This window comes from Pseudomonas sp. NBRC 111143, from assembly GCF_001320965.1.
GTDB classification, from domain to species: Bacteria; Pseudomonadota; Gammaproteobacteria; order Pseudomonadales; family Pseudomonadaceae; genus Aquipseudomonas; species Aquipseudomonas machongensis.
In genome coordinates this window covers 33,244-56,759 of the sequence record NZ_BCBT01000044.1, presented here as the reverse complement: position 1 = coordinate 56,759, position 23,516 = coordinate 33,244, and the positions used below count along the sequence as shown (strand labels likewise).

At 63.7% G+C, this 23,516-nt stretch carries 20 protein-coding genes; 10 read left to right on the top strand and 10 right to left on the bottom strand.

Annotated features, from left to right (window positions below; genetic code table 11):
• Positions 1–93: 93 nt before the first annotated feature.
• Both APH44_RS21045 and APH44_RS21040 read right to left on the bottom strand, forming a co-directional pair.
• A complete protein-coding gene (locus tag APH44_RS21045) occupies positions 94–1,719 on the bottom strand; it encodes an ABC transporter substrate-binding protein (protein ID WP_054894411.1) in 1,626 nt (541 codons plus the stop codon).
• A 374-nt stretch (positions 1,720–2,093) separates the two neighbouring features.
• Positions 2,094–2,807, bottom strand: a complete 714-nt coding sequence (locus APH44_RS21040) for an SIMPL domain-containing protein (RefSeq protein WP_054894410.1) — start codon at positions 2,805–2,807, stop codon at positions 2,094–2,096.
• Between the two features lie 199 nt (positions 2,808–3,006).
• On the opposite strand from APH44_RS21040, the gene APH44_RS21035 reads away from it, so the two are divergent.
• Positions 3,007–4,266 (top strand): ATP-binding protein, encoded by a 1,260-nt coding sequence (locus APH44_RS21035; protein WP_054894409.1) that lies wholly within the window; start codon positions 3,007–3,009, stop codon positions 4,264–4,266.
• Positions 4,263–4,823: a response regulator transcription factor gene (locus APH44_RS21030; protein WP_054894408.1), complete on the top strand. Its 561-nt coding sequence runs from the start codon at positions 4,263–4,265 to the stop codon at positions 4,821–4,823. Before APH44_RS21035 ends, APH44_RS21030 begins: the two co-directional genes overlap by 4 nt.
• Positions 4,824–4,881: 58 nt before the next feature.
• Here the strand turns inward: APH44_RS21030 and APH44_RS21025 are convergent, their stop codons facing one another.
• Together APH44_RS21025 and APH44_RS21020 are read right to left on the bottom strand one after the other, a co-directional pair.
• Positions 4,882–5,070 (bottom strand): hypothetical protein, encoded by a 189-nt coding sequence (locus tag APH44_RS21025; RefSeq protein ID WP_054894407.1) that lies wholly within the window; start codon positions 5,068–5,070, stop codon positions 4,882–4,884.
• Between the two features lie 14 nt (positions 5,071–5,084).
• Positions 5,085–6,710: a phospholipase gene (locus APH44_RS21020; protein WP_156343776.1), complete on the bottom strand. Its 1,626-nt coding sequence runs from the start codon at positions 6,708–6,710 to the stop codon at positions 5,085–5,087.
• 190 nt (positions 6,711–6,900) lie between these two features.
• Between APH44_RS21020 and APH44_RS21015 the strand changes: the two genes are divergently transcribed.
• A complete protein-coding gene (locus APH44_RS21015) occupies positions 6,901–7,842 on the top strand; it encodes an AEC family transporter (protein ID WP_054894405.1) in 942 nt (313 codons plus the stop codon).
• 52 nt (positions 7,843–7,894) lie between these two features.
• Positions 7,895–9,256 (top strand): amino acid permease, encoded by a 1,362-nt coding sequence (locus APH44_RS21010; RefSeq protein WP_054894404.1) that lies wholly within the window; start codon positions 7,895–7,897, stop codon positions 9,254–9,256.
• A gap of 107 nt (positions 9,257–9,363) precedes the next feature.
• Here the strand turns inward: APH44_RS21010 and APH44_RS21005 are convergent, their stop codons facing one another.
• From APH44_RS21005 to gatC, 6 genes are all read right to left on the bottom strand, one after another.
• Positions 9,364–9,738 (bottom strand): carboxymuconolactone decarboxylase family protein, encoded by a 375-nt coding sequence (locus APH44_RS21005; protein WP_054894403.1) that lies wholly within the window; start codon positions 9,736–9,738, stop codon positions 9,364–9,366.
• 10 nt (positions 9,739–9,748) lie between these two features.
• On the bottom strand, positions 9,749–10,792 hold the full coding sequence (locus APH44_RS21000) for a calcium/sodium antiporter (protein ID WP_054894402.1): 1,044 nt from the start codon (positions 10,790–10,792) through the stop codon (positions 9,749–9,751).
• Between the two features lie 60 nt (positions 10,793–10,852).
• A complete protein-coding gene (locus APH44_RS20995) occupies positions 10,853–11,203 on the bottom strand; it encodes a septal ring lytic transglycosylase RlpA family protein (protein WP_054894401.1) in 351 nt (116 codons plus the stop codon).
• A gap of 112 nt (positions 11,204–11,315) precedes the next feature.
• Positions 11,316–12,761, bottom strand: coding sequence for an Asp-tRNA(Asn)/Glu-tRNA(Gln) amidotransferase subunit GatB (gatB, locus tag APH44_RS20990; protein WP_054894400.1), 1,446 nt, complete (start codon positions 12,759–12,761; stop codon positions 11,316–11,318).
• 11 nt (positions 12,762–12,772) lie between these two features.
• Positions 12,773–14,224: an Asp-tRNA(Asn)/Glu-tRNA(Gln) amidotransferase subunit GatA gene (gene gatA, locus APH44_RS20985; protein ID WP_054894399.1), complete on the bottom strand. Its 1,452-nt coding sequence runs from the start codon at positions 14,222–14,224 to the stop codon at positions 12,773–12,775.
• 15 nt (positions 14,225–14,239) lie between these two features.
• Entirely contained in the window at positions 14,240–14,527 is a 288-nt protein-coding gene (gatC, locus tag APH44_RS20980; RefSeq protein WP_054894398.1) for an Asp-tRNA(Asn)/Glu-tRNA(Gln) amidotransferase subunit GatC, read from the bottom strand.
• Between the two features lie 202 nt (positions 14,528–14,729).
• Between gatC and mreB the strand changes: the two genes are divergently transcribed.
• From mreB to APH44_RS20950, 6 genes are all read left to right on the top strand, one after another.
• Positions 14,730–15,767, top strand: a complete 1,038-nt coding sequence (gene mreB / locus APH44_RS20975; RefSeq protein ID WP_003255163.1) for a rod shape-determining protein MreB — start codon at positions 14,730–14,732, stop codon at positions 15,765–15,767.
• Between the two features lie 175 nt (positions 15,768–15,942).
• Positions 15,943–16,989, top strand: coding sequence for a rod shape-determining protein MreC (mreC, locus tag APH44_RS20970; protein ID WP_082420955.1), 1,047 nt, complete (start codon positions 15,943–15,945; stop codon positions 16,987–16,989).
• The gene (gene mreD, locus APH44_RS20965) at positions 16,989–17,477 is read left to right on the top strand and encodes a rod shape-determining protein MreD (RefSeq protein ID WP_054894397.1); all 489 of its coding nucleotides are present in this window, start codon (positions 16,989–16,991) and stop codon (positions 17,475–17,477) included. Before mreC ends, mreD begins: the two co-directional genes overlap by 1 nt.
• 29 nt (positions 17,478–17,506) lie before the next feature.
• On the top strand, positions 17,507–18,103 hold the full coding sequence (locus tag APH44_RS20960) for a nucleoside triphosphate pyrophosphatase (RefSeq protein WP_054894396.1): 597 nt from the start codon (positions 17,507–17,509) through the stop codon (positions 18,101–18,103).
• 54 nt (positions 18,104–18,157) lie between these two features.
• Complete coding sequence (gene rng / locus APH44_RS20955; protein WP_054894395.1) at positions 18,158–19,615, top strand: ribonuclease G; 1,458 nt, start codon at positions 18,158–18,160, stop codon at positions 19,613–19,615.
• Between the two features lie 73 nt (positions 19,616–19,688).
• Entirely contained in the window at positions 19,689–23,510 is a 3,822-nt protein-coding gene (locus APH44_RS20950) for a YhdP family protein (RefSeq protein WP_054894394.1), read from the top strand.
• The last annotated feature ends 6 nt before the right edge of the window (positions 23,511–23,516 follow it).

Genomic DNA, 23,516 nt, shown 5'->3' with positions numbered 1-23,516 from the left:
TAGTGGCGTAAGAAATTTCGGAAGTTTGCCGAGAAATTTCGGCGCCCCGCCGTGCTCACGCCAGCCCCGACAAATGACGGGGCTGGCTGGGCGCTATTTCTCCACGCTTACGCCATAGAAGGAGTTCAGTCCGAACGGGCTGATCTTGAAGTCCTTCACTTTCGCACTCATCGGCTGATAGACAGTGGAGTGGGCGATAGGGGTCATCGGCACCTGCTCCTTGATGATGTGCTGCGCCTGCTTGTACAGCTCCGTGCGCTTGGCCTGGTCGGAGGTGGCCTTGGCCTGCTTGATGATGTCGTCGTACGGCTTGTAGCACCACTTGGAGAAGTTGTTACCCTCCAGCGCGTCGCAACCGAACAGGGTGCCGAGCCAGTTGTCCGGGTCACCGTTGTCGCCGCTCCAGCCGATCAGCATGGCGCCGTTTTCGCCGCCCTTGGAGCGCTTGATGTACTCGCCCCATTCGTAGCTGACGATCTTGGCCTTGATGCCGATCTTGGACCAGTCCGACTGCAGCATCTCGGCCATCAGCTTGGCGTTGGGGTTGTAGGGGCGTTGCACCGGCATGGCCCACAGGGTGATCTCGGTGCCTTCCTTGACGCCAGCTTCCTTGAGCAGCTGCCTGGCTTTTTCCGGATCGTACTTGGCGTCCTTGATGGTGGTGTCGTAGGACCACTGGGTCGGTGGCATGGCATTGACTGCCAGCTGGCCGGCACCCTGGTACACCGAATCGATGATCTGCTGCTTGTTCACCGCCATGTCCAGCGCCTCGCGCACCTTGAGCTGGGCCATGGGGTTGGGCTCGTTGCTGCCCTTGATCTTGTCCATCACGTTGTAGGCGATGTAGCCGAGGTTGAAGCCGGCCTGTTCAGGCATCTGCAGCTTCGGATCCTTCTTCAGCGGCTCGATATCGGCTGGGCGTGGGAACAGCGTGACCTGGCACTCGTCGCGCTTGAGCTTCTGCATGCGCACCGAGGCGTCGGTGCTGATGGCGAAGACCAGGTTGTCGATCTTCACGTCGTCCGGTTTCCAGTAGTCCTTGTTGCCCTTGTAGCGGATCAACGCATCCTTCTGGTACCTGTTGAACACGAATGGACCGGTGCCGACCGGCTTCTGGTTGATGTCGGCGGCCTTGCCCTGCTTGAGCAACTGATCGGCGTACTCGGCGGACTGGATCGAGGCGAAGCTCATCGCCAGGTTCTGGATGAACGCGGCGTCCACTTCGTTGAGGGTGAAGCGTACGGTGTGTTCGTCGACCTTCTCGAGCTTGGCGATGTTCTTGTCCATGCCCATGTCGGTGAAGTACGGGAATTCGGTGGGGTAGGCCTTGCGGAACGGCATGTCCTTGTCGAGCATGCGGTTGAAGGTGAACAGCACGTCGTCGGCGTTGAATTCACGGCTTGGCTTGAAGTAGTCGGTGGTGTGGAACTTGACCCCTTCACGCAGGTGGAAGGTGTAGGTCTTGCCGTCGTCGGAAACGTCCCATTTGGTGGCCAGGCCGGGGACGACGGCGGTGCCGCCACGCTCGAACTGGGTCAGGCGGTTGAAGATCGTTTCGGCCGAGGCGTCGAAGTCGGTTCCGGTGGTGTATTGGCCCGGGTCGAAACCGGCGGGGCTGCCTTCGGAGCAGAACACCAGGTTGGACGCGGCGAGGGCGGCAGGGGCGCCAGCCAGCAGGCCTGCGCCTACCAGGAACGGAATGACTGCGTGTTTGAGCATGGTGGCCTCATTGTTGTCATTTTTGATTTGAGGTGGCCTCGTGAGCCGACCTGCGGATACTTATGCAGGGGGTGTACCCATTGCAACACTCAACAGGATAGTCGGCGCCAGAAATGTGGCACGGTCGTACATGGATGTCGCATTCATGTAAATTTTGCGTAGGTTGAACGTTTGCGCAAGAAAAAAGCTGGCATTTTGCGACATGTTTCGAAGCGTTGAGGGATGTAGGATGCACTTTAAGGGTGCGTAGGAATATTCATCTGAAGAGCTGCGGTAAGGGCTTCGCCGCTGTCATTGCGACAGGTGCGGCGAGATGGGGAGGGAAGGGGCCGTCCTGGCGGCGGCCCCGGTCGCTCAGTCGAGCGCAGCCGCGATCACGGCATCTGTACTTCGATCAGCCCGTCGGCATTCATGCTGACTTCGCTGGTGCCCGCTTCGATATCCGGCGAGGCCGCTTCATCCGCAGCCATGGCTTTCATCGCCATCGGTGCGCTGCGCATGTAGGGGCGCGGGTAGCCGCTGCTGTTGAGGTTCAGGCTGACCACTTTGTAGCCTTTGCCGCCGAGGGCCTCGGTAGCCAGTTGGGCGCGGGCCTTGAAGGCGTTGACTGCATCCTTGAGCAGCTCGTCTTCACTGGCCTTGCGGGTGGCCGGGGCGATGGAGAAGTCCATGCCGCCCATCTTCAGTTCCTGCAGCAGTTCACCGGTGAGCTTGGACAGGGCAGGGAAGTCGGCGCTTTCCAGGCGCAGTTCGGCGCGCTCGCGCCAGCCGGTGATCTTCTGGCCCTTGGTGTCGTAGACCGGATAGCTGTTACGGCTGCCTTGGCTGATCTTCACGTCCTTGACTTCGCGGGCCTGCTGGACCGCCTTGTTCATGGTCTCGGTGATCTGCTTGGCGAGCTTGCCCGGGTCGGTGTTCTGCGCTTCGCTGTAAAGGGTGACGACCATCAGGTCGCGGGCCACTTCCTTGCTGACCTCGGCGCGCAGCGAAACCTGGTTGTAGCGTGGCTCGTCTGCGGCCAGGGCCTGCAGGCTGGCGAGCATGCCACAAGACAGGACGAACGCGGCGCTGCGACGGGAAATGTGCATGTATGACTCCTTCAAATAGAAAGCGTGGGGATGATGTCCATTCCACGCATGGCCAATCAGACCGGAAACAGTGTAGTGGGTTCAACAATGCCATCATGACTTTGTGACAGAGTGTGGCGCTTTGCCGCATTGCTGCAGCGGGGGCCATGGCTTCGGTATACTCCAGCCGATTGTCCTGGAGCACTCATCAGGAGAGCTCATGCTCGCCCCCGCACACCCAATGTCCGCCACTCGCCAGAACCTCTGGCGCCTGACCATCATTCGCATCCTGGTCCTGGCCGCCCAGGCCGGCTCCGTGGGCGTGGCCTACTGGACCGAGCTGCTGCCGCTGCCATGGCTGTCGCTGGTGGCAACCCTGGCGCTATCGTCGTTGCTGTGTGCCTTCACCGCCTTGCGGCTGCGCCTGACCTTGCCGGTCACTGAGATGGAGTACGCCCTGCAACTGGCCTGTGACCTGCTGATCCACAGTGCCTTGCTGTACTACTCGGGAGGCTCGACCAACCCCTTCGTGTCCTATTACCTGGTACCGCTGGCGATTGCTGCCGTGACCCTGCCGTGGATCTATTCACTGGTGTTGTCGGGCATTGCGCTGGTCGCCTACAGCCTGCTGCTGGTGCAGTTCTACCCGCTGGAGACGCTGCCGCTGGCGCGCGACACCATGCAGGTGTATGGCATGTGGCTGAGCATCGCCCTGGCCGCTGCTGTCATTACCTTCTTCGCCGCGCGCATGGCCGAAGAGCTGCGCCGCCAGGAGCAGATGCGTGCCGAGCGGCGCGAGGAAAGCCTGCGCGATGAACAGTTGCTGGCCGTGGCCACCCAGGCCGCTGGGGCCGCCCACGAGCTGGGCACGCCGTTGGCGACCATGAGCGTGCTGATCAACGAGATGCGCCAGGACCATACCGATCCGCAGTTGCAGGAAGACCTTGCGGTACTGCAGGACCAGGTCAAGCTGTGCAAGCAGACGCTGCAGCAACTGGTGCGTGCCGCCGAAGCCAACCGACGCATGAATGTGCAGGAGCAGGAGGTCACCGCCTGGCTCGACGAGGCGCTCAACCGCTGGCACCTGATGCGCCCTGAAGCCAGTTACCGCTTCCAGCGCCTGCGCGATGGCGAGGTGCCGCGGCTGATTCCGCCACCCGACCTCACCCAGGCGCTGCTCAACCTGCTGAACAACGCCGCCGATGCCTGTCCGAATGACCTCGAAGTGCGTCTGGACTGGGATGCCCAGGATATCCTGATCAGCATCCGCGACCATGGCGCCGGCGTACCGGTGGCCATCGCCGAGGCGATCGGCAAACCCTTCTTTACCACCAAGGGCAAAGGCTTCGGCCTGGGCCTGTTCCTGAGCAAGGCCAGCGTGACCCGCGCGGGGGGCTCGGTGAAACTCTATAGTCATGAAGAGGGCGGCACCCTGACCGAGCTGCGCCTGCCCCATGGCAAGCGAGGAGATGAACGATGAGCGACGAGAACCAGATCGAAGGCGAAGAGCTGCCGCACCTGCTGCTGGTGGATGATGACGCCACCTTTACCCGGGTGATGGCCCGCGCCATGAGCCGCCGCGGTTTTCGGGTGAGCACCGCCGCCAGCGCCGAAGAGGGATTGATCCTGGCCCAGCAGGACTTGCCGGACTACGCCACGCTGGACTTGAAGATGGAGGGCGACTCGGGCCTGGTCCTGTTGCCCAAGCTGCTGGAACTGGACCCGGAGATGCGCGTGCTGATCCTGACCGGCTATTCGAGCATCGCCACTGCGGTTGAGGCGATCAAGCGCGGTGCTTGCAACTACCTGTGCAAGCCGGCCGACGCCGACGATGTGCTGGCGGCGCTGCTGTCCGAACATGCCGACCTCGATACCCTGGTGCCGGAAAACCCGATGTCGGTGGACCGCCTGCAGTGGGAGCATATCCAGCGCGTGTTGACCGAGCACGAGGGCAATATCTCCGCCACGGCGCGGGCGCTGGGCATGCACCGGCGCACCTTGCAGCGCAAGCTGCAGAAGCGCCCGGTGCGGCGCTGATCGATCGGTAGACCGCGGCGTCTGCTCCGACTTGCCCGTGAAGCAGGCGCCGCGAAGATCAGCCCCCGATCACTGCCCGATCCATTCGCACCGCCAGCGCACCTGTGCCTGGCTCGACCGCGAACGACACCTCTCCATCCCGCCCCACCCGCGCCCGCCCGACCACTTGCCCATCGCGCAGCAACTCCAGCGGCATTCCTTGCAGCGACTGGCCTGAAGCCAGTTCCAGTTTGATCCTGATGTTCATCGGTGACCTCCTTGTCACGCGTTACGGTCGATATAGGTGGTGGCCTGCCCGTCGAGGCGAGCGATCAGCTCTGGTGCGCCATCGCGAAACTGGCGGAACAGGTTGCGCCCACGGCGTTGGGCATCGAGCGGTAGTTGCACGGTCGGGTGGAACTGCTCGCCCAGCTCGCTATAGGGATTCCAAGGGCCGATATAGGATTCGTTGATGCCATCGTCGACACTGAAGGCATAGCGCACGGCGTTACCCCGACGCCAGTTCAGGCCATCCGGCTCGCGACGTTGCCAACCGTTGGCAACGATGGCTGGCGAGGCTGTCGGGGCATCGATGAAGCCCGTCGGGCGGTTGGGCTTGTAGTCCTTGAGCAGCAGGTAAGTGCTCCAGCCCCACCAATCACGGGTGTACTGGCCGTCGTTGAGGTCGGCCACATTCTTGCGTCGCAGCACCGTCGAGCCTTGCTGGCGGTAGAGCGGAGCGAAATTGCCGGGCACCAGGTCCTGTTCGGCTGCCTGCAGGTCTGGCGTCAGGCGCAGGGCGGCGTACTGCTCCGGCGACGTGGCCTGCCCCTTGTCGAAGGCTTGGAACACTTCGTCGGCCGAACGCTGTACCGCGCGGCCGACCTGGCGTCGGTTGGCCACATCGACGCTGTCGAAATAACGCTTGTCGCCATAGGCCCGCCATTGCTCGCCTTCGGCATTGCGTACGCGCAGGCCATACTTGCTGTCCTCGTCGTGCATGAAGCGCGACACCAGCGAGCCGATATCGCTCGGCGTGACCGTGTCGGCCAGGGCCTTGCGCGGTACGCGCAGGTGGCCGGCGGAGAACAGGTCGGTAAGGAAGTGGTCGGCGAAGGCGTTCATGGCATAGGCCAGTTGCAGGTCGCGTTCGTCGCCGCTGTCACGGGCGCGCAGTGCCTGCTGCAGTGCAGCGCCGTGGCCGGCCTGGTAAGCCAGCAGGGCCGAACGGCCGAAATGGTCCCAGTTGCTGGCGGCCAGTTTCAGGTAGCGGCCCAGTGGCAGTAGATCCGAAGCCACGCTGCCGCCTCCGGTGATGCGATTCCAGCGCGCCGACAGGCTGTCGCCCAGTGCGTCATAGGCTTCATGGGGTTGACGGCCGTCCTTGATGGCGCGATTGGCCGCCGAGATCTCTTCCTGCATGACCGCCAGAATGTCCTGGGCTTCGGCACGGGAGGCCGGCAGGCGGGCCAAGGAGTCGAAAGCCTGGAGGAAACGTTCGATGCGTTCGGCGGGTGTTGCTCCATCGGCGATGGGGCGTTCGGGCACACCATAGAAGTCACCGCCAAGAGCCACCACTTGGCCGTAAGTCAGGCTCAGGCCATTGGGCAACGGCAGAGGTGACTGGTGCGCCACGACCGGTGGTTGGTTGGCGGCAAAGCGCAGCAGGATGTTGTCGCCGATGGCGGTGTGTTCGCCGCCTTCGAAACGCAGCTCGGGACCGCTGGGCTTCGGTGTGTCGAGTGGCGGCAGGCGGTGATATTTGACGGTGTGATGGCCGTCCACCACCAGCACCAGATGCGTGTGCGCTCCCTCCAGGGGGACGCCCTCAGGGTCGAACAAGCGGTCGAGGTCCGCGACCAGCAGATTGGCCTGGCCGGTTGCGGGCAGTGATTGCATTTCTGACATTGTTTGCTCCATGCGATGTCTGAAAAATTCCAATTAACTGTACGCATATACAGTTATTTTGATAATAGGATGGAAATTTCCTACGTCAAGATCTGTTTGTGGACAGATCCTTCATCCATGGCGGACGCAATCACCTGGCACTGACGTATGATTAGCCCCCTATCGGCAACCTTCTCCAGGATCGCGCGCAATGCTCGCCCTTCTTATCCAGACGTTGAACATCACGGCCCCGGTTTTCGCCATGCTGTTCATGGGCGTGCTCCTCAAGCGCATCCGCTTGATCGATGACAACTTCATCAAGGTCGCGTCCTCGCTGGTGTTCAACACCTGCATGCCGGCGCTGCTGTTCCTGGGTATCTATCACGCCGACCTGTCGACGGCGGTCAAGCCCGGGGTCATCCTCTACTTCATCCTCGCGACCCTGGTGTGCTTTGCGCTCTCCTGGGGGCTGGCGATCTGGCGCAGCCCGCCAGAGGACCGCGGCATCTACACGCAAGGTGCGTTTCGCGGCAACAACGGAGTGATCGGCCTGGCACTGGCGGCCAGCCTCTATGGCGACTACGGGATTTCCCTCGGTGCGGTACTCGCCGGGCTGGTGATCCTGCTCTACAACTCGCTGTCGACGGTGGTGTTGGCGGTGTACAGCCCGAGCTTGAAATCCGACCCGTGGAGCCTGTGCAAGAGCATCTTCAGCAACCCGCTGATCATCAGCGTGCTGGCAGCGACGCCCATGGCGTATGGGCAGGTGCCCCTGCCCAACTGGTTGCTGACCTCGGGTGACTACCTGGCGCAGATGACCCTGCCACTGGCGCTGATCTGCATCGGCGGCACCCTGTCGCTGGCAGCCCTGCGCGACAGCGGCAAGCTCGCGGTGGATGCCAGCCTGGTGAAGATGGTCTGGCTGCCGCTGGTGGCCACCCTGGGCGCCTGGCTGTGCGGGTTTCGCGGCGCGGAGCTGGGGATCCTGTTTCTCTATATTGGCAGCCCGACGGCGGCGGCCAGTTATGTCATGGCCCGCGCGGCTAATGGCAATCACGAGCTGGCTGCGTCTATCATCGTGATCACGACGCTAATGGCGGCGATCACCACCAATATCGGCATATTCATCTTGCAATGGGGCGGGTGGATCTAGATGCTGGCCGCCACAACACAACAACACTGCCTCCTGAACTAAAGGACACTTCATGCAAGACCAGAGCACGCCCGCGGGGTTGCAACGCGGGCTGAAGAATCGCCATATCCAGTTGATTGCGCTGGGCGGTGCCATCGGCACCGGCTTGTTCCTGGGGATCGCCCAGACCATCCAGTTGGCCGGCCCTTCGGTACTGCTGGGCTACGCGATCGCTGGCCTGATGGCTTTCCTGATCATGCGCCAGCTGGGTGAAATGGTGGTCGAAGAGCCGGTTGCCGGCAGCTTCAGCCACTTCGCCCATCAATACTGGAGCGAGTTCGCCGGCTTCGTCTCGGGGTGGAACTACTGGGTCGTCTACGTATTGGTTGGCATGGCCGAACTGACGGCCGTGGGTATCTACGTGCAGTACTGGTGGCCGGAGTTTCCGACCTGGGCCACGGCGGCGATCTTCTTCGTGGTGATCAACGCCATCAACCTGACCCAGGTGAAGGTCTACGGTGAGATGGAGTTCTGGTTCGCCCTGGTCAAGGTAGTGGCGATCGTCAGCATGATCGGCTTCGGCGCCTGGCTGCTGGGCAGCGGTCATGGTGGCCCGGATGCCAGCGTGGCCAACCTGTGGCAGTACGGTGGCTTCTTCCCCAATGGCATCACCGGGCTGATCATGGCGCTGGCGGTGATCATGTTCTCCTTTGGCGGCCTGGAGTTGGTGGGTATCACCGCTGCCGAGGCGGACAATCCGCGCCAGAGCATCCCGAAGGCCACCAACCAGGTGGTCTACCGCATCCTGATCTTCTATATCGGCGCGCTTGCCGTGCTGCTGGCGCTGTACCCGTGGCAGAAGGTGGTGCAGGGCGGTAGCCCGTTCGTGATGATCTTCCATGAGCTGGACAGCGACGTGGTCGCTACCGTGCTCAACGTCGTGGTGCTGACCGCCGCGCTGTCGGTCTACAACAGCTGCGTCTACGCCAACAGCCGCATGCTGTTCGGCCTGGCCAGCCAGGGCGATGCACCGCGCCAGTTGCTCAAGGTCAGCCGCAGCGGTGTGCCGTTGGTGGCACTGGGCGTTTCGGCGCTGGCGACGGGTTTGTGCGTGGTGATCAACTACCTGATGCCGGGCGAGGCGTTCGGTTTGCTGATGGCCCTGGCGGTATCGGCGCTGGTGATCAACTGGGCGAGTATCAGCATCACCCACCTCAAGTTCCGCAAGGCCAAGCTGGCCGCGGGCATTACGCCGTTCTACCGCAGTTGGGGGCATCCGCTGACCAACTACCTGTGCCTGGCGTTCATAGCGTTGATCCTGGTGGTGATGTACCTCACCCCGCCAGTGCGCATCTCGGTGATGCTGATTCCGCTGTGGATCGCAGCGCTGTGGGTGGCGTTCCGGGTGAAGAAGGCGCGTCAGGCCAACGGATGAATCTGCGCTGATGCGTCGCTTTTTTCGCGGGTAAGCCCGCTCCCCCAGAGTCCGCACAGCGGCGTGCCTGTGGGAGCGGGTTTACCCACGAAGAGGCCGGTGCGAGCTCAGGCCTGATAACTGTCGATCACTTCCTGTGCCGCGCGGAACGCATCGATCGCCGCCGGCACCCCTGCGTACACTGCGCAATGCAGCAGCGCTTCGCGAATCTCCTCCACCGTACAGCCATTGTTCAATGCCCCGCGAACATGACCCTTGAGCTCCTGTGGGCACTTCAGTGCGGTCAGCGCCGCCAGGGTGATCAGGCTGCGAGTCTTCAATGGCAGCCCCTCGCGGGACCAGACGCTGCCCCAGGCATGCTCGTTGACGAAGTCCTGCAGGGGCTGGGTGAATTCGGTGGCATTGCCCAGGGCGCGATCCACGAAAGCGTCCCCCATCACCTGGCGCCGAACCTGCTCACCGGCGTTCTTGTTGTCGGTCATTGCGTTTTCCTCAGTGTTGGCGGCGCCAGGCGCGAAGCGTGGTGTATAGCAGTACCACCGCCAGCACCGGCATGACGTAGAACAGCATCAGGCGCTCCAGGCGCCCGGCCAGTGGCATGCCGGTGGTGAAGGCCACCACATGCAGGCCGTAAGCCAGGTAGAGCGCGAGGAACACCAGCCCTTCGGCGCGGGTGATCCGGTAGCCGGAATAGAACACGGGCAGGCTAAGGACGGCGACCCCGAGCATCACCGGCAGGTCGAACGCCAGGGCGTTGGGTGAGATGGTCAGCGGTTCGGGCGTGGTCAAGGCAGTCAGCCCCAGCACTGCCAAGAGGTTGAACAGGTTGCTGCCGATCACCGTACCCACGGCGATCTCGCGCTCGCCACGCAGGGCGGCGATCAGCGCGGCGGCCAGTTCCGGTAGCGAAGTGCAGACCGCGACCACGGTCAGGCCGATGATCCGCTCGGACAGGCCCAGGTCGGTGGCGACCTCGACCGCCGCCTCCAGCAGCAAGTGCCCGCCGAGGCTGAGCAGCACCAGCCCGAACAGGGTCTGCAGCACCACGGTACTCCAGAAGCGGCCCGGGCTGCGGCGAGCGGCGTCGGGCGCAGGATAGGTGCGGGAATAGTGGCGTGACTGATGCCAGAGCATGCCCAGGTAGCCCAGCAGGCCCAGCAGCAACAGCGCGCCCTCGAGCCTGCCCAGTTCGCCGTTGGCTGCCAGCAGGTAGACCACTGCACTGGCCGCGATCATCAACGGGATGTCCAGGCGTACCAGTTGCCGCGAAACGCGCAGCGGGATGATCAGCGCAGCAAGCCCGAGGATCACCAGCACATTGAAGATATTGCTGCCGATCACACTGCCCACCGCCACGTCCGGCGCGCCCTGGTAGGCCGCCTGCAGGCTGACTGTCAGTTGTGGTGCGGTACTGCCGAAGGCCACCAGGCTCAAGCCGATGATCAGCGGCCGCACGTGCAGGCGCGTGGCCAGGCGCAGGGCCGCGCGTACCAGGAGTTCGGCGCCGATGACCAACAGCACCAGGCCCGTGCCCAGTTGCAGGAGGCTGAAGGTGGGGAGGGTGGCGAGGTCGAAAATGGCAGGGCTCCAGTCAGGTCAGTCGCTCAGACCTTGTACCCGGACTCGCGCCGTTCCGCTACGGAGCATGCCGATTTTTTCTGCGGCAGCGCGTGACAGGTCGATCAGTCGGCCACGGGTGTGGGGGCCGCGGTCGTTGATACGCACCACCACGCTGCGCTGGTTGGACAGGTTGGTCACCAGCACCTGGCTGCCGAACGGCAGGGTGCGATGGGCGGCGGTGAGGCCGTGCTGGTTGAAGGCTTCGCCGCTGGCAGTGCGTTTGCCGTGGTGGCGGGAACCGTAATAGGAGGCGGTGCCGGTTTCGTCGTAGCCGCGTGGGTCGACGTCATGGCTGGCACAGCCGGCCAAGGCAGAGAAAAGAGCCAGGGCGGTGAGGTTTTTTTTTCAGCAAGGCAGGTGCTCTCCGGTGCTTCCATTCGCGGGCAAGTCGGAGCGCCGAACCGCCGCTCCGACTTGCCCGCGAACGAGGGCGTTCAGGTCACCCTTCGAGCTTGGCCTTGAGCAATTGGTTCACCTGCCCCGGGTTGGCCTTGCCTTTGGAAGCCTTCATCGCCTGGCCGACGAAGAAACCGAACATCTTGCCGCGCTTGGCTTCATCGGCGGCGCGGTACTGTTCGACCTGCTCGGCGTTGGCGGCCAGCACTTCATCGAGCATCTTGTCGATCGCGCCGGTGTCGGTCACCTGCTTGAGGCCCTTGCTCTCGATGATGCTGTCGGCATCGCCTTCACCGGCAGCCATGGCCTCGAACACGGTCTTGGCAATCTTGCCGCTGATGGTGTTGTCGCGGATACGCTGCAGCATGCCGCCGAGCAGCTCGGCACTGACCGGCGACTGGTCGATTTCGACACCCAGCTTGTTCAGCAGGCTGCCCAGCTCGACCATGACCCAGTTGGCCGCCAGCTTGGCGTCGCCGCCGATGCTGGCCACCTGCTCGAAGTAGTCGGCCTGTTCGCGGCTGCTAGCGAGCACGTTGGCGTCGTAGGCCGACAGGCCGTACTGGCTCTGGAAGCGCTCGACCTTCTGCGTTGGCAGTTCGGGCAGCGAGGCGCGGACGGTCTCGAGGAAGCTTGGCTCGATGACCACCGGCAGCAGGTCCGGATCGGGGAAGTAACGGTAGTCGTTGGCTTCCTCCTTGCTGCGCATGGAACGGGTCTCGTCCTTGTTCGGGTCGTACAGGCGGGTTTCCTGGACCACCTTGCCGCCGTCCTCGATCAGGTCGATCTGGCGCTGGATCTCGCTGTTGATCGCCCGTTCGATGAAGCGGAACGAGTTGACGTTCTTGATCTCGCAGCGGGTACCGAACTCGACCTGGCCTTTCGGGCGAACCGAGACGTTGCAGTCGCAACGCAGCGAGCCTTCGGCCATGTTGCCGTCGCAGATGCCCAGGTAGCGCACCAGGGCGTGGATGGCCTTGACGTAGGCCACGGCCTCTTTTGCGCTGCGCATGTCCGGCTCGGAAACGATTTCCAGCAGCGGTGTGCCTGCGCGGTTCAGGTCGATCCCGGTGGCGCCGTTGAAATCTTCGTGCAGGCTCTTGCCGGCATCTTCCTCAAGGTGTGCGCGGGTGACGCCGATGCGCTTGAGGGTGCCGTCTTCCAGGGCGATGTCCAGGTGGCCCTTGCCAACGATCGGCAGGTCCATCTGGCTGATCTGGTAGCCCTTGGGCAGGTCGGGGTAGAAGTAGTTCTTGCGCGCGAACACGTTGCGCGGCCCGATCTCGGCATCGATGGCCAGGCCGAACATGCAGGCCATGCGTACGGCCTCCTGGTTCAGCACCGGCAGTACGCCGGGCATGCCCAGGTCGACCAGGCTGGCCTGGGTGTTCGGCTCGGAGCCGAAGGTGGTGGCGCTGCCGGAGAATATCTTCGACTGGGTGGCGAGCTGGGTATGAATCTCCAGCCCGATCACAACTTCCCATTGCATGTGTGAATTCCTCAGAAGCCGTTGGGGGCGCGGGTGTGCCAGTCGGTGACTTGCTGGTAGCGGTGCGCGACGTTGAGCAGGCGGCCTTCCTGGAAGTACGGGGCCAGCAGTTGCACGCCCACCGGCAGGCCATCGACGAAGCCAGCCGGCATCGACAGGCCGGGCAGGCCCGCGAGGTTGGCGGTGATGGTGTAGACGTCCTCGAGGTAGGCGGCGACCGGGTCGGCGTTCTTCGAGCCGAGTTTCCAGGCCGGGTTCGGCGTGGTCGGGCCGAGGATGACGTCGACCTGTTCGAAGGCAGCCATGAAGTCGTTCTTGATCAGGCGGCGGATCTGCTGGGCCTTGACGTAGTAGGCGTCGTAGTAGCCGGCCGACAGGGCGTAGGTGCCGACCATGATCCGGCGCTGTACTTCAACGCCGAAGCCTTCGCCACGCGAGCGCTTGTACAGGTCGGTGAGGTCTTTCGGGTTTTCGCAGCGGTAGCCGAAGCGTACGCCGTCGAAGCGCGAGAGGTTGGAGGAGGCTTCGGCCGGCGCGATCACGTAGTACGCCGGGATGGCGTGCTGCATGTTCGGCAGGCTGATTTCCTTGACCACCGCGCCGAGCTTCTCCAGTTCCTTGACGCTGGCCTGGACCAGTTCGGCGATGCGCGGATCGAGGCCGGCGCCGAAGTACTCCTTCGGCAGGCCGATGCGCAGGCCCTGCAGCGAGGCGTTGAGGTTGGCGCTGTAGTCGGGCACCGATTCGTCGACGCTGGTCGAATCCTTGGCGTCGAAACCGGCCATGCCTTGCAGCAGCAGGGCGCAGTCTTCGGCGGTGCGAGCCATCGGGCCGCCCTGGTCGAGGCTGGAGGCGTAGGCGATCATGCCCCAGCGCGAGACGCGGCCGTAGGTGGGCTTGAGGCCGGTGAGGTTGGTCAGTGCGGCTGGCTGGCGGATCGAGCCGCCGGTGTCGGTACCGGTGGCGACCGGCAGCAGGCGCGCGGCCACGGCTGCGGCGGAGCCACCCGACGAGCCGCCTGGCACGTGCTCGAGGTTCCACGGGTTCTTCACCGCGCCGTAGTGGCTGGATTCGTTGGCCGAACCCATGGCGAATTCGTCCATGTTGGTCTTGCCGAGAGTGACCATGCCGGCTTCGGCGAGCTTGGCGACCACGGTGGCGTCATAGGGGGCGGTGAAGCTGTCGAGCATCTTCGAGCCGCAGCTGGTGCGTACGCCCTGGGTGCAGAACAGGTCCTTGTGGGCAATCGGTGCGCCCAGCAGTGCGCCGGTTTCGCCATTGGCGCGACGGGCGTCGGCGGCGCGGGCCTGTGCCAGCGCCTGCGCTTCGGTGACGCTGATGAAGCTGTTGATCTGTGGGTCGAGCTGCTTGATGCGCGACAGCAACGCGCCGGTCAGCTCTTCGGAGGAAAACGACTTGTCGGCGAGTCCGCGGGCGATCTCGGCCAGAGTGAGTTGATGCATGGCAGGCTCTATCCCTTACTCGATGACTTTCGGAACCAGGTACAGACCGTTCTCGGTCGAGGGTGCCACCGCCTGGTAGCGATCGCGCTGGTTGCTTTCGGTCACCTGGTCGGGACGCAGGCGCTGGGTGGCTTCGAGCGGGTGGGCGAGGGGCTCGATGCCGGTGGTGTCGACGGCTTGCATCTGGTCGACCAGCCCGAGAATACTGTTCAAGGCATCGGTAATGCGTGGCAGTTCGCCTTCATTGAGGCCCAGACGGGCCAGATGGGCGATCTTTTCCACGTCACAGCGTTGAAGCGCCATGGGGATCTCCAGGAAAAACAGAAACAGAATGCTTCCGTAATGAGGAACATGCCGGGATTCTGGCGGTCATACGGCCGCGATCATCGGCTGGCGTGCTCGGAAAAACTGCCAATTTAACATATTGGCTCCTTGCCCAAAATCCCTGCCATTGTTAGAGTTTGCCGCACTTTTTTACCCACGCTTTCCCCAGGGTCACTTTCCCATGTTCAAGAAACTGCGTGGCATGTTTTCCAGCGATCTGTCCATCGACCTGGGTACTGCCAACACCCTTATTTACGTGCGTGAGCGCGGTATCGTCCTGAATGAGCCCTCGGTTGTTGCCATCCGTACCCACGGCAACCAGAAAAGCGTCGTGGCCGTCGGTACCGAAGCCAAGCGCATGCTCGGCCGCACTCCCGGCAACATCGCTGCCATTCGTCCGATGAAGGATGGCGTGATCGCCGACTTCAGCGTCTGCGAGAAGATGCTGCAGTACTTCATCAACAAAGTGCACGAAAACAGCTTCCTGCAGCCCAGCCCACGCGTGCTGATCTGCGTACCGTGCAAGTCGACTCAGGTCGAGCGTCGTGCCATCCGTGAATCGGCGCTGGGCGCCGGTGCCCGTGAAGTGTTCCTGATCGAAGAGCCCATGGCTGCCGCCATCGGTGCCGGCCTGCCGGTCGAGGAAGCCCGCGGTTCGATGGTCGTCGACATCGGTGGCGGTACCACCGAAATCGCCCTGATCTCGCTCAACGGCGTGGTCTACGCCGAATCCGTACGTGTGGGCGGCGACCGTTTCGACGAAGCCATCGTCACCTACGTGCGCCGCAACTACGGCAGCCTGATCGGTGAATCCACCGCCGAGCGCATCAAGCAGGAAATCGGTACCGCCTACCCGGGTGGCGAAGTCCGCGAAGTCGACGTGCGCGGCCGCAACCTGGCCGAGGGCGTACCGCGTGCCTTCACCCTGAATTCCAACGAAGTGCTCGAGGCGCTGCAGGAATCGCTGGCGACCATCGTCCAGGCGGTCAAGAGTGCCCTGGAGCAGTCGCCGCCGGAGCTGGCGTCCGACATCGCCGAGCGTGGCCTGGTGCTGACCGGCGGTGGCGCGCTGCTGCGTGACCTCGACAAGCTGCTGGCCCAGGAAACCGGCCTGCCGGTGATCGTTGCCGAAGACCCGCTGACCTGCGTCGCCCGTGGCGGTGGTCGTGCGCTGGAGATGATGGACAAGCACGCCATGGACCTGCTCTCCAGCGAGTGAGTCCTGGCGCTGTCCAGCCGTCGCTGAAGATCGCCTGGTTTACAGGTGGCACGCACAGTGCTACCTGTATGCGCTGTTGACGTCCGTCGGGCGTCGTTTCCGTCAATCCGCAGGCTGGTGGTTGCATTGACCTCGTGCAATGACCGCTTGAATCGTCGTCCACGAGGAACGGCCCATTAAACCGCTTTTCTCCAAGGGCCCTTCGCTGGGCGTTCGTCTGCTCGTGCTGGTGGTGATGTCGGTCGCGCTGATGGTGGTCGACTCGCGCTTTGACGTGCTCAAGCCGGTACGCAGCCAGATGGGGCTGGTGCTGATGGAATCCTATTGGGTCACCGACTTGCCGCAGCGTCTGTGGCAGGGCGTGGCCGGGCAGTTCGGCAGCCGCACCGAGCTGATCGCTGAAAACGAGAAGCTCAAGACCGAAGCCCTGCTGTTGCAGGGGCGTCTGCAGAAGCTGGCCGCGCTCACCGAGCAGAACGTGCGCCTGCGCGAATTGCTCAATTCTTCGGCACTGGTCAACGAAAAGGTCGAAGTCGCCGAGTTGATCGGGGTCGATCCCAATCCCTTCACTCATCGCATCCTGATCAACAAGGGCGAGCGCGACGGTGTGTTCCTCGGCCAGCCGGTGCTCGATGCCCGCGGCCTGATGGGCCAGGTGGTCGAGCTGATGCCCTACACCTCGCGTGTGCTGCTGCTGACCGACACTACCCACAGCATTCCCGTGCAGGTCAACCGCAACGGCCTGCGCGCCATTGCCAGCGGCACCGGCAACCCGGAGCGCCTGGAACTGCGTCACGTGGCCGATACCGCCGACATCAAGGAAGGCGATCTGCTGGTGAGCTCCGGCATGGGGCAGCGTTTCCCGGCCGGTTATCCGGTGGCCACGGTCAACGAGGTGATCCACGACTCCGGTCAGCCGTTCGCCATCGTTCGCGCCATTCCTACCGCCGCCCTCAATCGCAGCCGGTACATGTTGCTGGTGTTCAGCGATCGACGTACGCCTGAGCAGCGTGCCACTGATGCAGCGATCGCCCAGGAAGAGGCCGACCGTCAGGACGGTGCGAGTGCCAAGCCGGCAGCCGTGCCAGCACCGGCAACTGCGCCTGCGAGCGGCGCACCGGCCCATGCGCCAGCACCTGCCGCCACCGCGCCAGCCCACGGCTCGTCCACCTCACACCCGCCAGCCGCACCCGCGTCGCCTGCACAGCCCCGGAGAGAATGATGGCCAGTACCCGTAGCAGAAACGGCTGGGCCATCTGGCTGACCTTCGTCATCGGCCTGCTGCTCAGCGTCACGCCGATGCCGCAGTTCATGGAAGTGTTCCGCCCCATGTGGCTGGCCCTCTTGCTGGCGTTCTGGACCCTGGCCGTACCCAGCAAGGTCGGCATGACCACCGCCTTCGTGCTCGGCCTGGCCGAGGACGTGCTCTACGGCACCCTGCTGGGGCAGAACGCGTTGATCCTCACCTTGATCACCTTCCTGGTGCTGTCCCTGCAACAACGCCTGCGCATGTTCCCCATGTGGCAGCAGAGCCTGGTGATCCTGGTGGTGTTCGGCATCGCCCAGTTGATCCAGCTGTGGCTCAGCGCCCTGACCGGCAATCGCCTGCCGACGCTTGCACTGGTGTGGTCGGCGGTGATCAGCGCCTTGCTCTGGCCCTGGATCAGCTTCGCCCTGCGCGGCATGCGCCGACGCCTGCATATCCACTGACGCGTCGCCACTGACACGGAGATGTCCCCATGACTCGACTGCACCTGGCCTCCGGCTCCCCACGTCGACGTGAGCTGCTGGCGCAGATTGGCGTGCCATTCACCGTGGTCAGCGCCCCCATCGACGAAACCCCGCAGGTCGGCGAAGCCGCCCAGGCCTACGTCGAGCGCCTGGCGCAAGCCAAGGCGGTGGCCGGTTTCAACCTGCTCGATGCCCCGGGCGTGGTGCTCGGCGCCGATACCGCCGTGGTGCTCGACGGCCAGATCCTCGGCAAGCCGGAAAACCGCGAGCACGCCCTGGCGATGCTGGGCGACCTGTCCAAGCGCGAGCACCAGGTGCTCACTGCCGTGGCCGTGACCGACGGCACGCGCTCCCTGAGCCTGTGCGTGGCGACCAAGGTTCGTTTCCGTACCATCTCTTTCGATGAAGCATGTCGCTACTGGGACAGTGGTGAACCGTTGGACAAGGCCGGTGGCTATGCGATCCAGGGCCTGGGTGCGGTGTTCGTCAGCGCCATCGAAGGCAGTTATTCGGCCGTGGTCGGCCTGCCCCTGAGCGAAACCGCCGAGTTGCTGGAGCAGTTCGGCATTCCCTGCTGGCAGCATGAGGATACCGTCCAGCGCTAGCCAGCCGCCCGACAGCGATCCATCATTACCGAAGACCTTTGACGAGAGCCTGCCATGAGTGAAGAGATCCTGATCAACATCACGCCGATGGAGTCACGCGTGGCAGTGGTGGAGAACGGCGTGCTGCAGGAGGTGCATGTCGAGCGCACCCAGCGCCGTGGCATCGTCGGCAATATCTACAAGGGCAAGGTGGTGCGTGTGCTGCCCGGCATGCAGGCCGCCTTCATCGATATCGGTCTGGAGCGTGCGGCGTTCATCCACGCCTCGGAGATCTCCCAGCGTGAAGGCTCGGCGGTCGAGACCATCACCGCACTGGTCCACGAAGGCCAGGCCCTGGTGGTGCAGGTGACGAAGGATCCCATCGGCACCAAGGGCGCGCGCCTGACCACCCAGTTGTCGATCCCGTCGCGCTACCTGGTGTACATGCCGCGCAGCAGCCATGTCGGCATTTCGCTGAAAATCGAGGACGAAGCCGAGCGTGACCGTCTTAAACAGGTGGTCAGCGACTCGATGGCGCAAGAGAACATCAAGGACGCCGGTGGCTTCATCCTGCGCACCGCCGCCGAGGGCGCGCGTGCTGAAGACATCCTCCAGGACATCCGCTACCTGCGTCGCCTGTGGGAGCAGATCGGCAGCCAGATCCAGGCCTGCGGTGCGCCGACAGTGATCTACGAAGACCTCGGCCTGGCGTTGCGCACCTTGCGCGACCTGGTCAATCCGAAGATCGAGAAGATCCGCATCGACTCGCGGGAAACCTTCCAGAAGACCACGCAATTCGTCGGTGAGCTGATGCCCGAAATCGCCGACCGCCTCGAGCATTATCCCGGCGAGCGGCCGATCTTCGACCTCTATGGGGTCGAGGACGAGATCCAGCGCGCCCTGGAGCGCAAGGTGCCGCTCAAGTCCGGGGGCTACCTGGTGGTCGATCCTGCCGAGGCGATGACGACCATCGACGTCAATACCGGCGCCTTCGTCGGCCATCGCAACCTCGAAGAGACCATTTTCAAGACCAATCTCGAAGCGGCCACCGCCATTGCGCGACAGCTGCGCCTGCGCAACATCGGCGGCATCATCATCATCGACTTCATCGACATGGAGGACGAAGAGCACCGCCGCCAGGTCCTGCGCACGCTGGAAAAGCAGCTCGAGCGCGACCATGCCAAGACCAATATCATCGGCATTACCGAGTTGGGCCTGGTACAGATGACCCGCAAGCGTACCCGTGAAAGCCTAGAGCAGGTGCTGTGCGAGCCCTGCCTGGCCTGCCAGGGGCGCGGCAAGCTGAAGACGCCAGAGACTATTTGTTACGAAATCTTCCGCGAAATTCTTCGTGAGGCGCGGGCTTACCAGGCAGAAGGCTACCGCGTGCTGGCCAACCAGAAGGTAGTCGATCGGCTGCTGGACGAAGAGTCAGGCAACGTCGCCGAACTGGAGGCCTTCATCGGGCGAACCATTCGCTTCCAGGTCGAGTCCATGTATTCCCAGGAACAATATGATGTGGTGCTGCTCTGACGCGTTCTGAAACCGTTCGCCCAGTGGCGAAAACACCGCTTGCGGCCATAGTTAATGGACGACTCGGAGGGCAATGGCCATGGAACGTCTGACCCGCGTTCTAGGCGCGTTGACCCGTTGGGGGCTGGGGCTGTGCGCCTTGCTCGCGGTGCTGGTGGCACTGTATGTCAGCCTCGGTCGGCAACTGGTGCCGTTGGTGGCCGAATACCGGGCCGACCTCGAAGACAAGGCCCAGCAAGCCTTGGGCTTGCCTGTGCATGTGGGGGCGCTCGAAGGGCGATGGAGTGGTCTGGCCCCGTTGCTCAGGCTGCGCGACCTGCAATTGGGCGAAGGCTCTGCAGCCTTGCGCCTGGATGACGTCAAGCTGGTGCCCGACCTGTGGGCCAGCTTGAAGGCTCGCGAAGTGCGGTTGGCGCATGTCCAGCTCGGCGGCCTGCAACTGATCCTGCATGAAGACCAGCAAGGTGCCTGGACCCTTGAAGGCCTGCCGAAGAAAGACGATGCGCCCATCGACCCCGCCCAATTGCTGCAACGCCTCCAGCAACTGGGCAGGGTCGATGTGTTCGACAGCCAGGTTACCTTCCAGCCGTGGCGCCGTGATTCGGTCACGCTCACCTATGTCAGCCTTGGTCTGCAAGCCGGTCCGTCGCGCCAGCGCCTGGAGATGCGCGCGACCCTGCCCGACGGCCAGCCCCTGGCGTTGAACCTGCGCAGCCGCGCCACCCCCGACGCCTGGCGCGATGGACGCCTGGAGGCCTATGTCAGCCTGCCGCAGAGCGATTGGGCGCGCTGGGTGCCGCCAAGCCTGCTCGGGCAGTGGCGAGCCAAGACCCTGCGTGCGGGGGGCGAATTCTGGATCGACTGGAACAAAGGTCAGTTGCAGCGCGCCGTCGCCCGCCTGAACGCGCCGCAGCTGCGGGGCGCCTATGCCGGGCGCAAGACCGTGACTCTCGACAACCTGGCGCTGTCCAGTTGGGTGCGCCGCGGCAAGGAGGGCTACGAGATCGTGGTCGATTCGTTGGCTGCGAGTATCGGTGAAACCCGCTGGGAAACACATTTGCAAGCGCGCCAGCGTCCTGGGCAGGAGGCTGCCGAGGATGTGTGGCATGTCCAGGCCGATCGTCTCGACCTGACGCCGCTGACCCCGCTGATCGATGGCCTGGCACCGCTGCCGGACAACCTGATGACCGTCGTCGACGCCCTTAACGTGACCGGCACGCTGCGTAACGTCCAGCTCGACATCCGTCCCCATGCCGAAGGTGACCAGCGCCTGCAGTTCGCCGCCAATCTCGATAAGATCGGCTTCGATGCGTATCACGGAGCGCCCGCAGCGGGCAATGTCAGCGGCAGCATCAGCGGCGATCTCGGGCACGGCGAACTACGCCTGGATACCGATGCCTTCATGCTGCATCTGTACCCCATCTTCGGCAAACCCTGGCACTACCAGAAAGCCAATGCCCGCCTGACCTGGGCGCTCGACAAGGACGGCTTCACCCTCATCGCGCCCTACATCAAGGTGCTGGGCGATGAGGGCAAGATCGCCGCCGATTTTCTCATTCGTTTCAGGTTCCACGAAGAGCAGGCCGATTATATGGACCTGCGTGTCGGCCTCACCGAGGGCGATGGCCGCTACACGGCCAAGTACCTGCCGGAAGTGCTCAGCCCGGCGCTGGATGAGTGGCTTCGCAGTGCCATCGTCAAGGGTGCGGTCGACGAGGGCTATTTCCAGTACCAGGGATCGCTGAACCACAACGCCCCGGCGCATTCGCGCAGTATCAGCCTGTTCTTCAAGGTGCATGACGCAGCGCTCGATTTCCAGCCGGGCTGGCCGCAGGTGCAGCAGGTGGACGGCAATGTGTACATCGAGGATACCGGTGTGCGCATCCAGGCCAGCAAGGGTCTGCTGCTCGACACCCGGGTCAGTGATGTCAGCGTCAACATTCCCCATGTCGAGGGCGACCAGCATAGCCGCCTGTACCTGGACGGCGAGTTCGACGGCAGCCTGGGCGACGGCCTGAAGATTCTGAAAGAGGCGCCGATCGGTACTGGCGAGATCTTCGCCGGCTGGGAAGGCGAGGGCCCGCTGCAGGGCAAGGTCAAGCTGGACATCCCGCTGGAGCACGGTCTGCGTCCCAAGGTGCTGGTGGATTTCTCGACTTCGGATGCCCGGCTCAAGGTGGAGCCGCCGGCACTCGATCTGAGCCGCTTGAAGGGTGACTTCACCTTCGACCTCGACAAGGGCTTGAGCGGCAAGGGCATCAGCCTCCAGGCCTTCGACAGGCCGGTGACTGCGCAGATTCTCGCCGAAGGGCAGGGTGGCCAGATTCAGACCCGGATCAACGCCACCGGCCAGGTGCCGCTCAAGTCGTTGACCGACTGGCTGCAGTTCAAGCAGGCACTCCCGGCCTCGGGCGATATTCCCTACCAACTTCAGGTCAGCCTGGGGAGCCGCGACAATCGCCTGAGCGTCAACTCGTCGCTCAAGGGCCTGACCATCGACCTGCCAGCGCCCTTCGGCAAGACGGCGGGCGAGTCACGCGACAGTAGCTTCAGCATGAACCTGCAAGGTGCCGAGCGGCGCTTTGACGCAAGCTACGCCGATGTGGCGCGGTTGGCCTACGCAGCTTCGCTCGACAAGCTGGCCCAGGGACGCGGCGAGTTGGTGCTCGGCGGTGGCGATGCGAGCGTGCCGGGCGGCCAGGGCCTGCGGGTGCGTGGGCGCCTCGAATCGCTGGACCTTGAGCCCTGGCAGCAGCAGTTGGACAAATATGCAGGTCAAGACCCAGGTGGCAGCGCACGACAGGGCCTGCAGAGCGTGGATGTGAGCATTGGCCAGTTGAAGGCATTCGGCACCGACCTCAACCAGGCAGTGGTGCGCCTGGCTCGTGTTGCCAGCGCCTGGGACCTGCGCCTGGACAGCAAGGAAGTGATCGGCAATGCGCGGATCCCGGATGCCAAGGCCGCGCCCATGGTGGTGAAACTGCAGACCTTGCGCCTGCCGCCGGCCGATCCGCAGGAAGCCCAGGCCGAAGATGCGCCTGATCCGCTGGCCACCTTCGACCCGCGCAAGGCGCCGGTCCTGGACCTGAGCATCGACAAGTTGTATCGCGGTGACGACCTGTTCGGCAGCGCCTCGGTCAAGCTGCGGCCGAATGCCCGTGGTGTGTCGCTGGACGACATCGACCTCAATCTCAAGGGCCTTCACATCGACGGCAGCGGCGGCTGGGAAGGTGTTCCCGGCAGCACCAACAGTTGGTACAAGGGGCGCCTGGACGGCAAGGACCTGGGTGACGTGCTCAAGGCCTGGGGCTTCGCGCCCACGGTCACCAGCCGCGATTTCCGCATGGATGTCGATGGTCGTTGGCCGGGTTCGCCGGCCTGGGTCAACCTCAAGCGATTCTCCGGCAGCCTCGATGCCTCGCTGCGCACCGGCCAGTTCGTCGAGGTCGAGGGGAGCGCCCAGGCGTTGCGGGTGTTCGGCCTGCTCAACTTCAACTCCATTGGTCGTCGTCTGCGCCTGGACTTCTCCGACCTGTTCGGCGAGGGGCTGGCCTATGATCGGGTCAAGGGCCTGCTGGTGGCCAGCGAGGGCGTTTATGTCACCCGTGAACCGATCGCTGTCACCGGCCCCTCCAGCAATTTCGAGCTCGATGGCACCCTCGACTTTGTGCGCGACCGTATCGATGCCAACCTGCAGGTGACCCTGCCGGTCACCAACAACCTGCCGTTGGCGGCGCTGCTCGTCGGGGCACCTGCGGTCGGCGGCGCGTTGTTCCTTGTCGATCGGCTGATCGGCGATCGGGTCGCGCGCTTCGCCAGCGTGCACTATCGGGTCGAAGGTCCGGTCAAAGAGCCTAAAATCACCTTTGTGAAACCTTTCGATAAATCGCGCTAGGAGTGG

Coding starts and splice junctions, on each gene's coding strand:
- APH44_RS21040 (WP_054894410.1), bottom strand. CDS start 2,807: ATGCACATTTCCCGTCGCAGCGCCGCGTTCGTCCTGTCTTGTGGCATG.
- APH44_RS21045 (WP_054894411.1), bottom strand. CDS start 1,719: ATGCTCAAACACGCAGTCATTCCGTTCCTGGTAGGCGCAGGCCTGCTG.
- APH44_RS20950 (WP_054894394.1), top strand. CDS start 19,689: ATGGCCATGGAACGTCTGACCCGCGTTCTAGGCGCGTTGACCCGTTGG.
- APH44_RS20960 (WP_054894396.1), top strand. CDS start 17,507: ATGACTCGACTGCACCTGGCCTCCGGCTCCCCACGTCGACGTGAGCTG.
- APH44_RS21025 (WP_054894407.1), bottom strand. CDS start 5,070: ATGAACATCAGGATCAAACTGGAACTGGCTTCAGGCCAGTCGCTGCAA.
- mreB (WP_003255163.1), top strand. CDS start 14,730: ATGTTCAAGAAACTGCGTGGCATGTTTTCCAGCGATCTGTCCATCGAC.
- APH44_RS21015 (WP_054894405.1), top strand. CDS start 6,901: ATGCTCGCCCTTCTTATCCAGACGTTGAACATCACGGCCCCGGTTTTC.
- APH44_RS21035 (WP_054894409.1), top strand. CDS start 3,007: ATGCTCGCCCCCGCACACCCAATGTCCGCCACTCGCCAGAACCTCTGG.
- APH44_RS21030 (WP_054894408.1), top strand. CDS start 4,263: ATGAGCGACGAGAACCAGATCGAAGGCGAAGAGCTGCCGCACCTGCTG.
- APH44_RS21005 (WP_054894403.1), bottom strand. CDS start 9,738: ATGACCGACAACAAGAACGCCGGTGAGCAGGTTCGGCGCCAGGTGATG.
- gatA (WP_054894399.1), bottom strand. CDS start 14,224: ATGCATCAACTCACTCTGGCCGAGATCGCCCGCGGACTCGCCGACAAG.
- APH44_RS21010 (WP_054894404.1), top strand. CDS start 7,895: ATGCAAGACCAGAGCACGCCCGCGGGGTTGCAACGCGGGCTGAAGAAT.
- rng (WP_054894395.1), top strand. CDS start 18,158: ATGAGTGAAGAGATCCTGATCAACATCACGCCGATGGAGTCACGCGTG.
- mreD (WP_054894397.1), top strand. CDS start 16,989: ATGGCCAGTACCCGTAGCAGAAACGGCTGGGCCATCTGGCTGACCTTC.
- APH44_RS21020 (WP_156343776.1), bottom strand. CDS start 6,710: ATGTCAGAAATGCAATCACTGCCCGCAACCGGCCAGGCCAATCTGCTG.
- gatB (WP_054894400.1), bottom strand. CDS start 12,761: ATGCAATGGGAAGTTGTGATCGGGCTGGAGATTCATACCCAGCTCGCC.
- gatC (WP_054894398.1), bottom strand. CDS start 14,527: ATGGCGCTTCAACGCTGTGACGTGGAAAAGATCGCCCATCTGGCCCGT.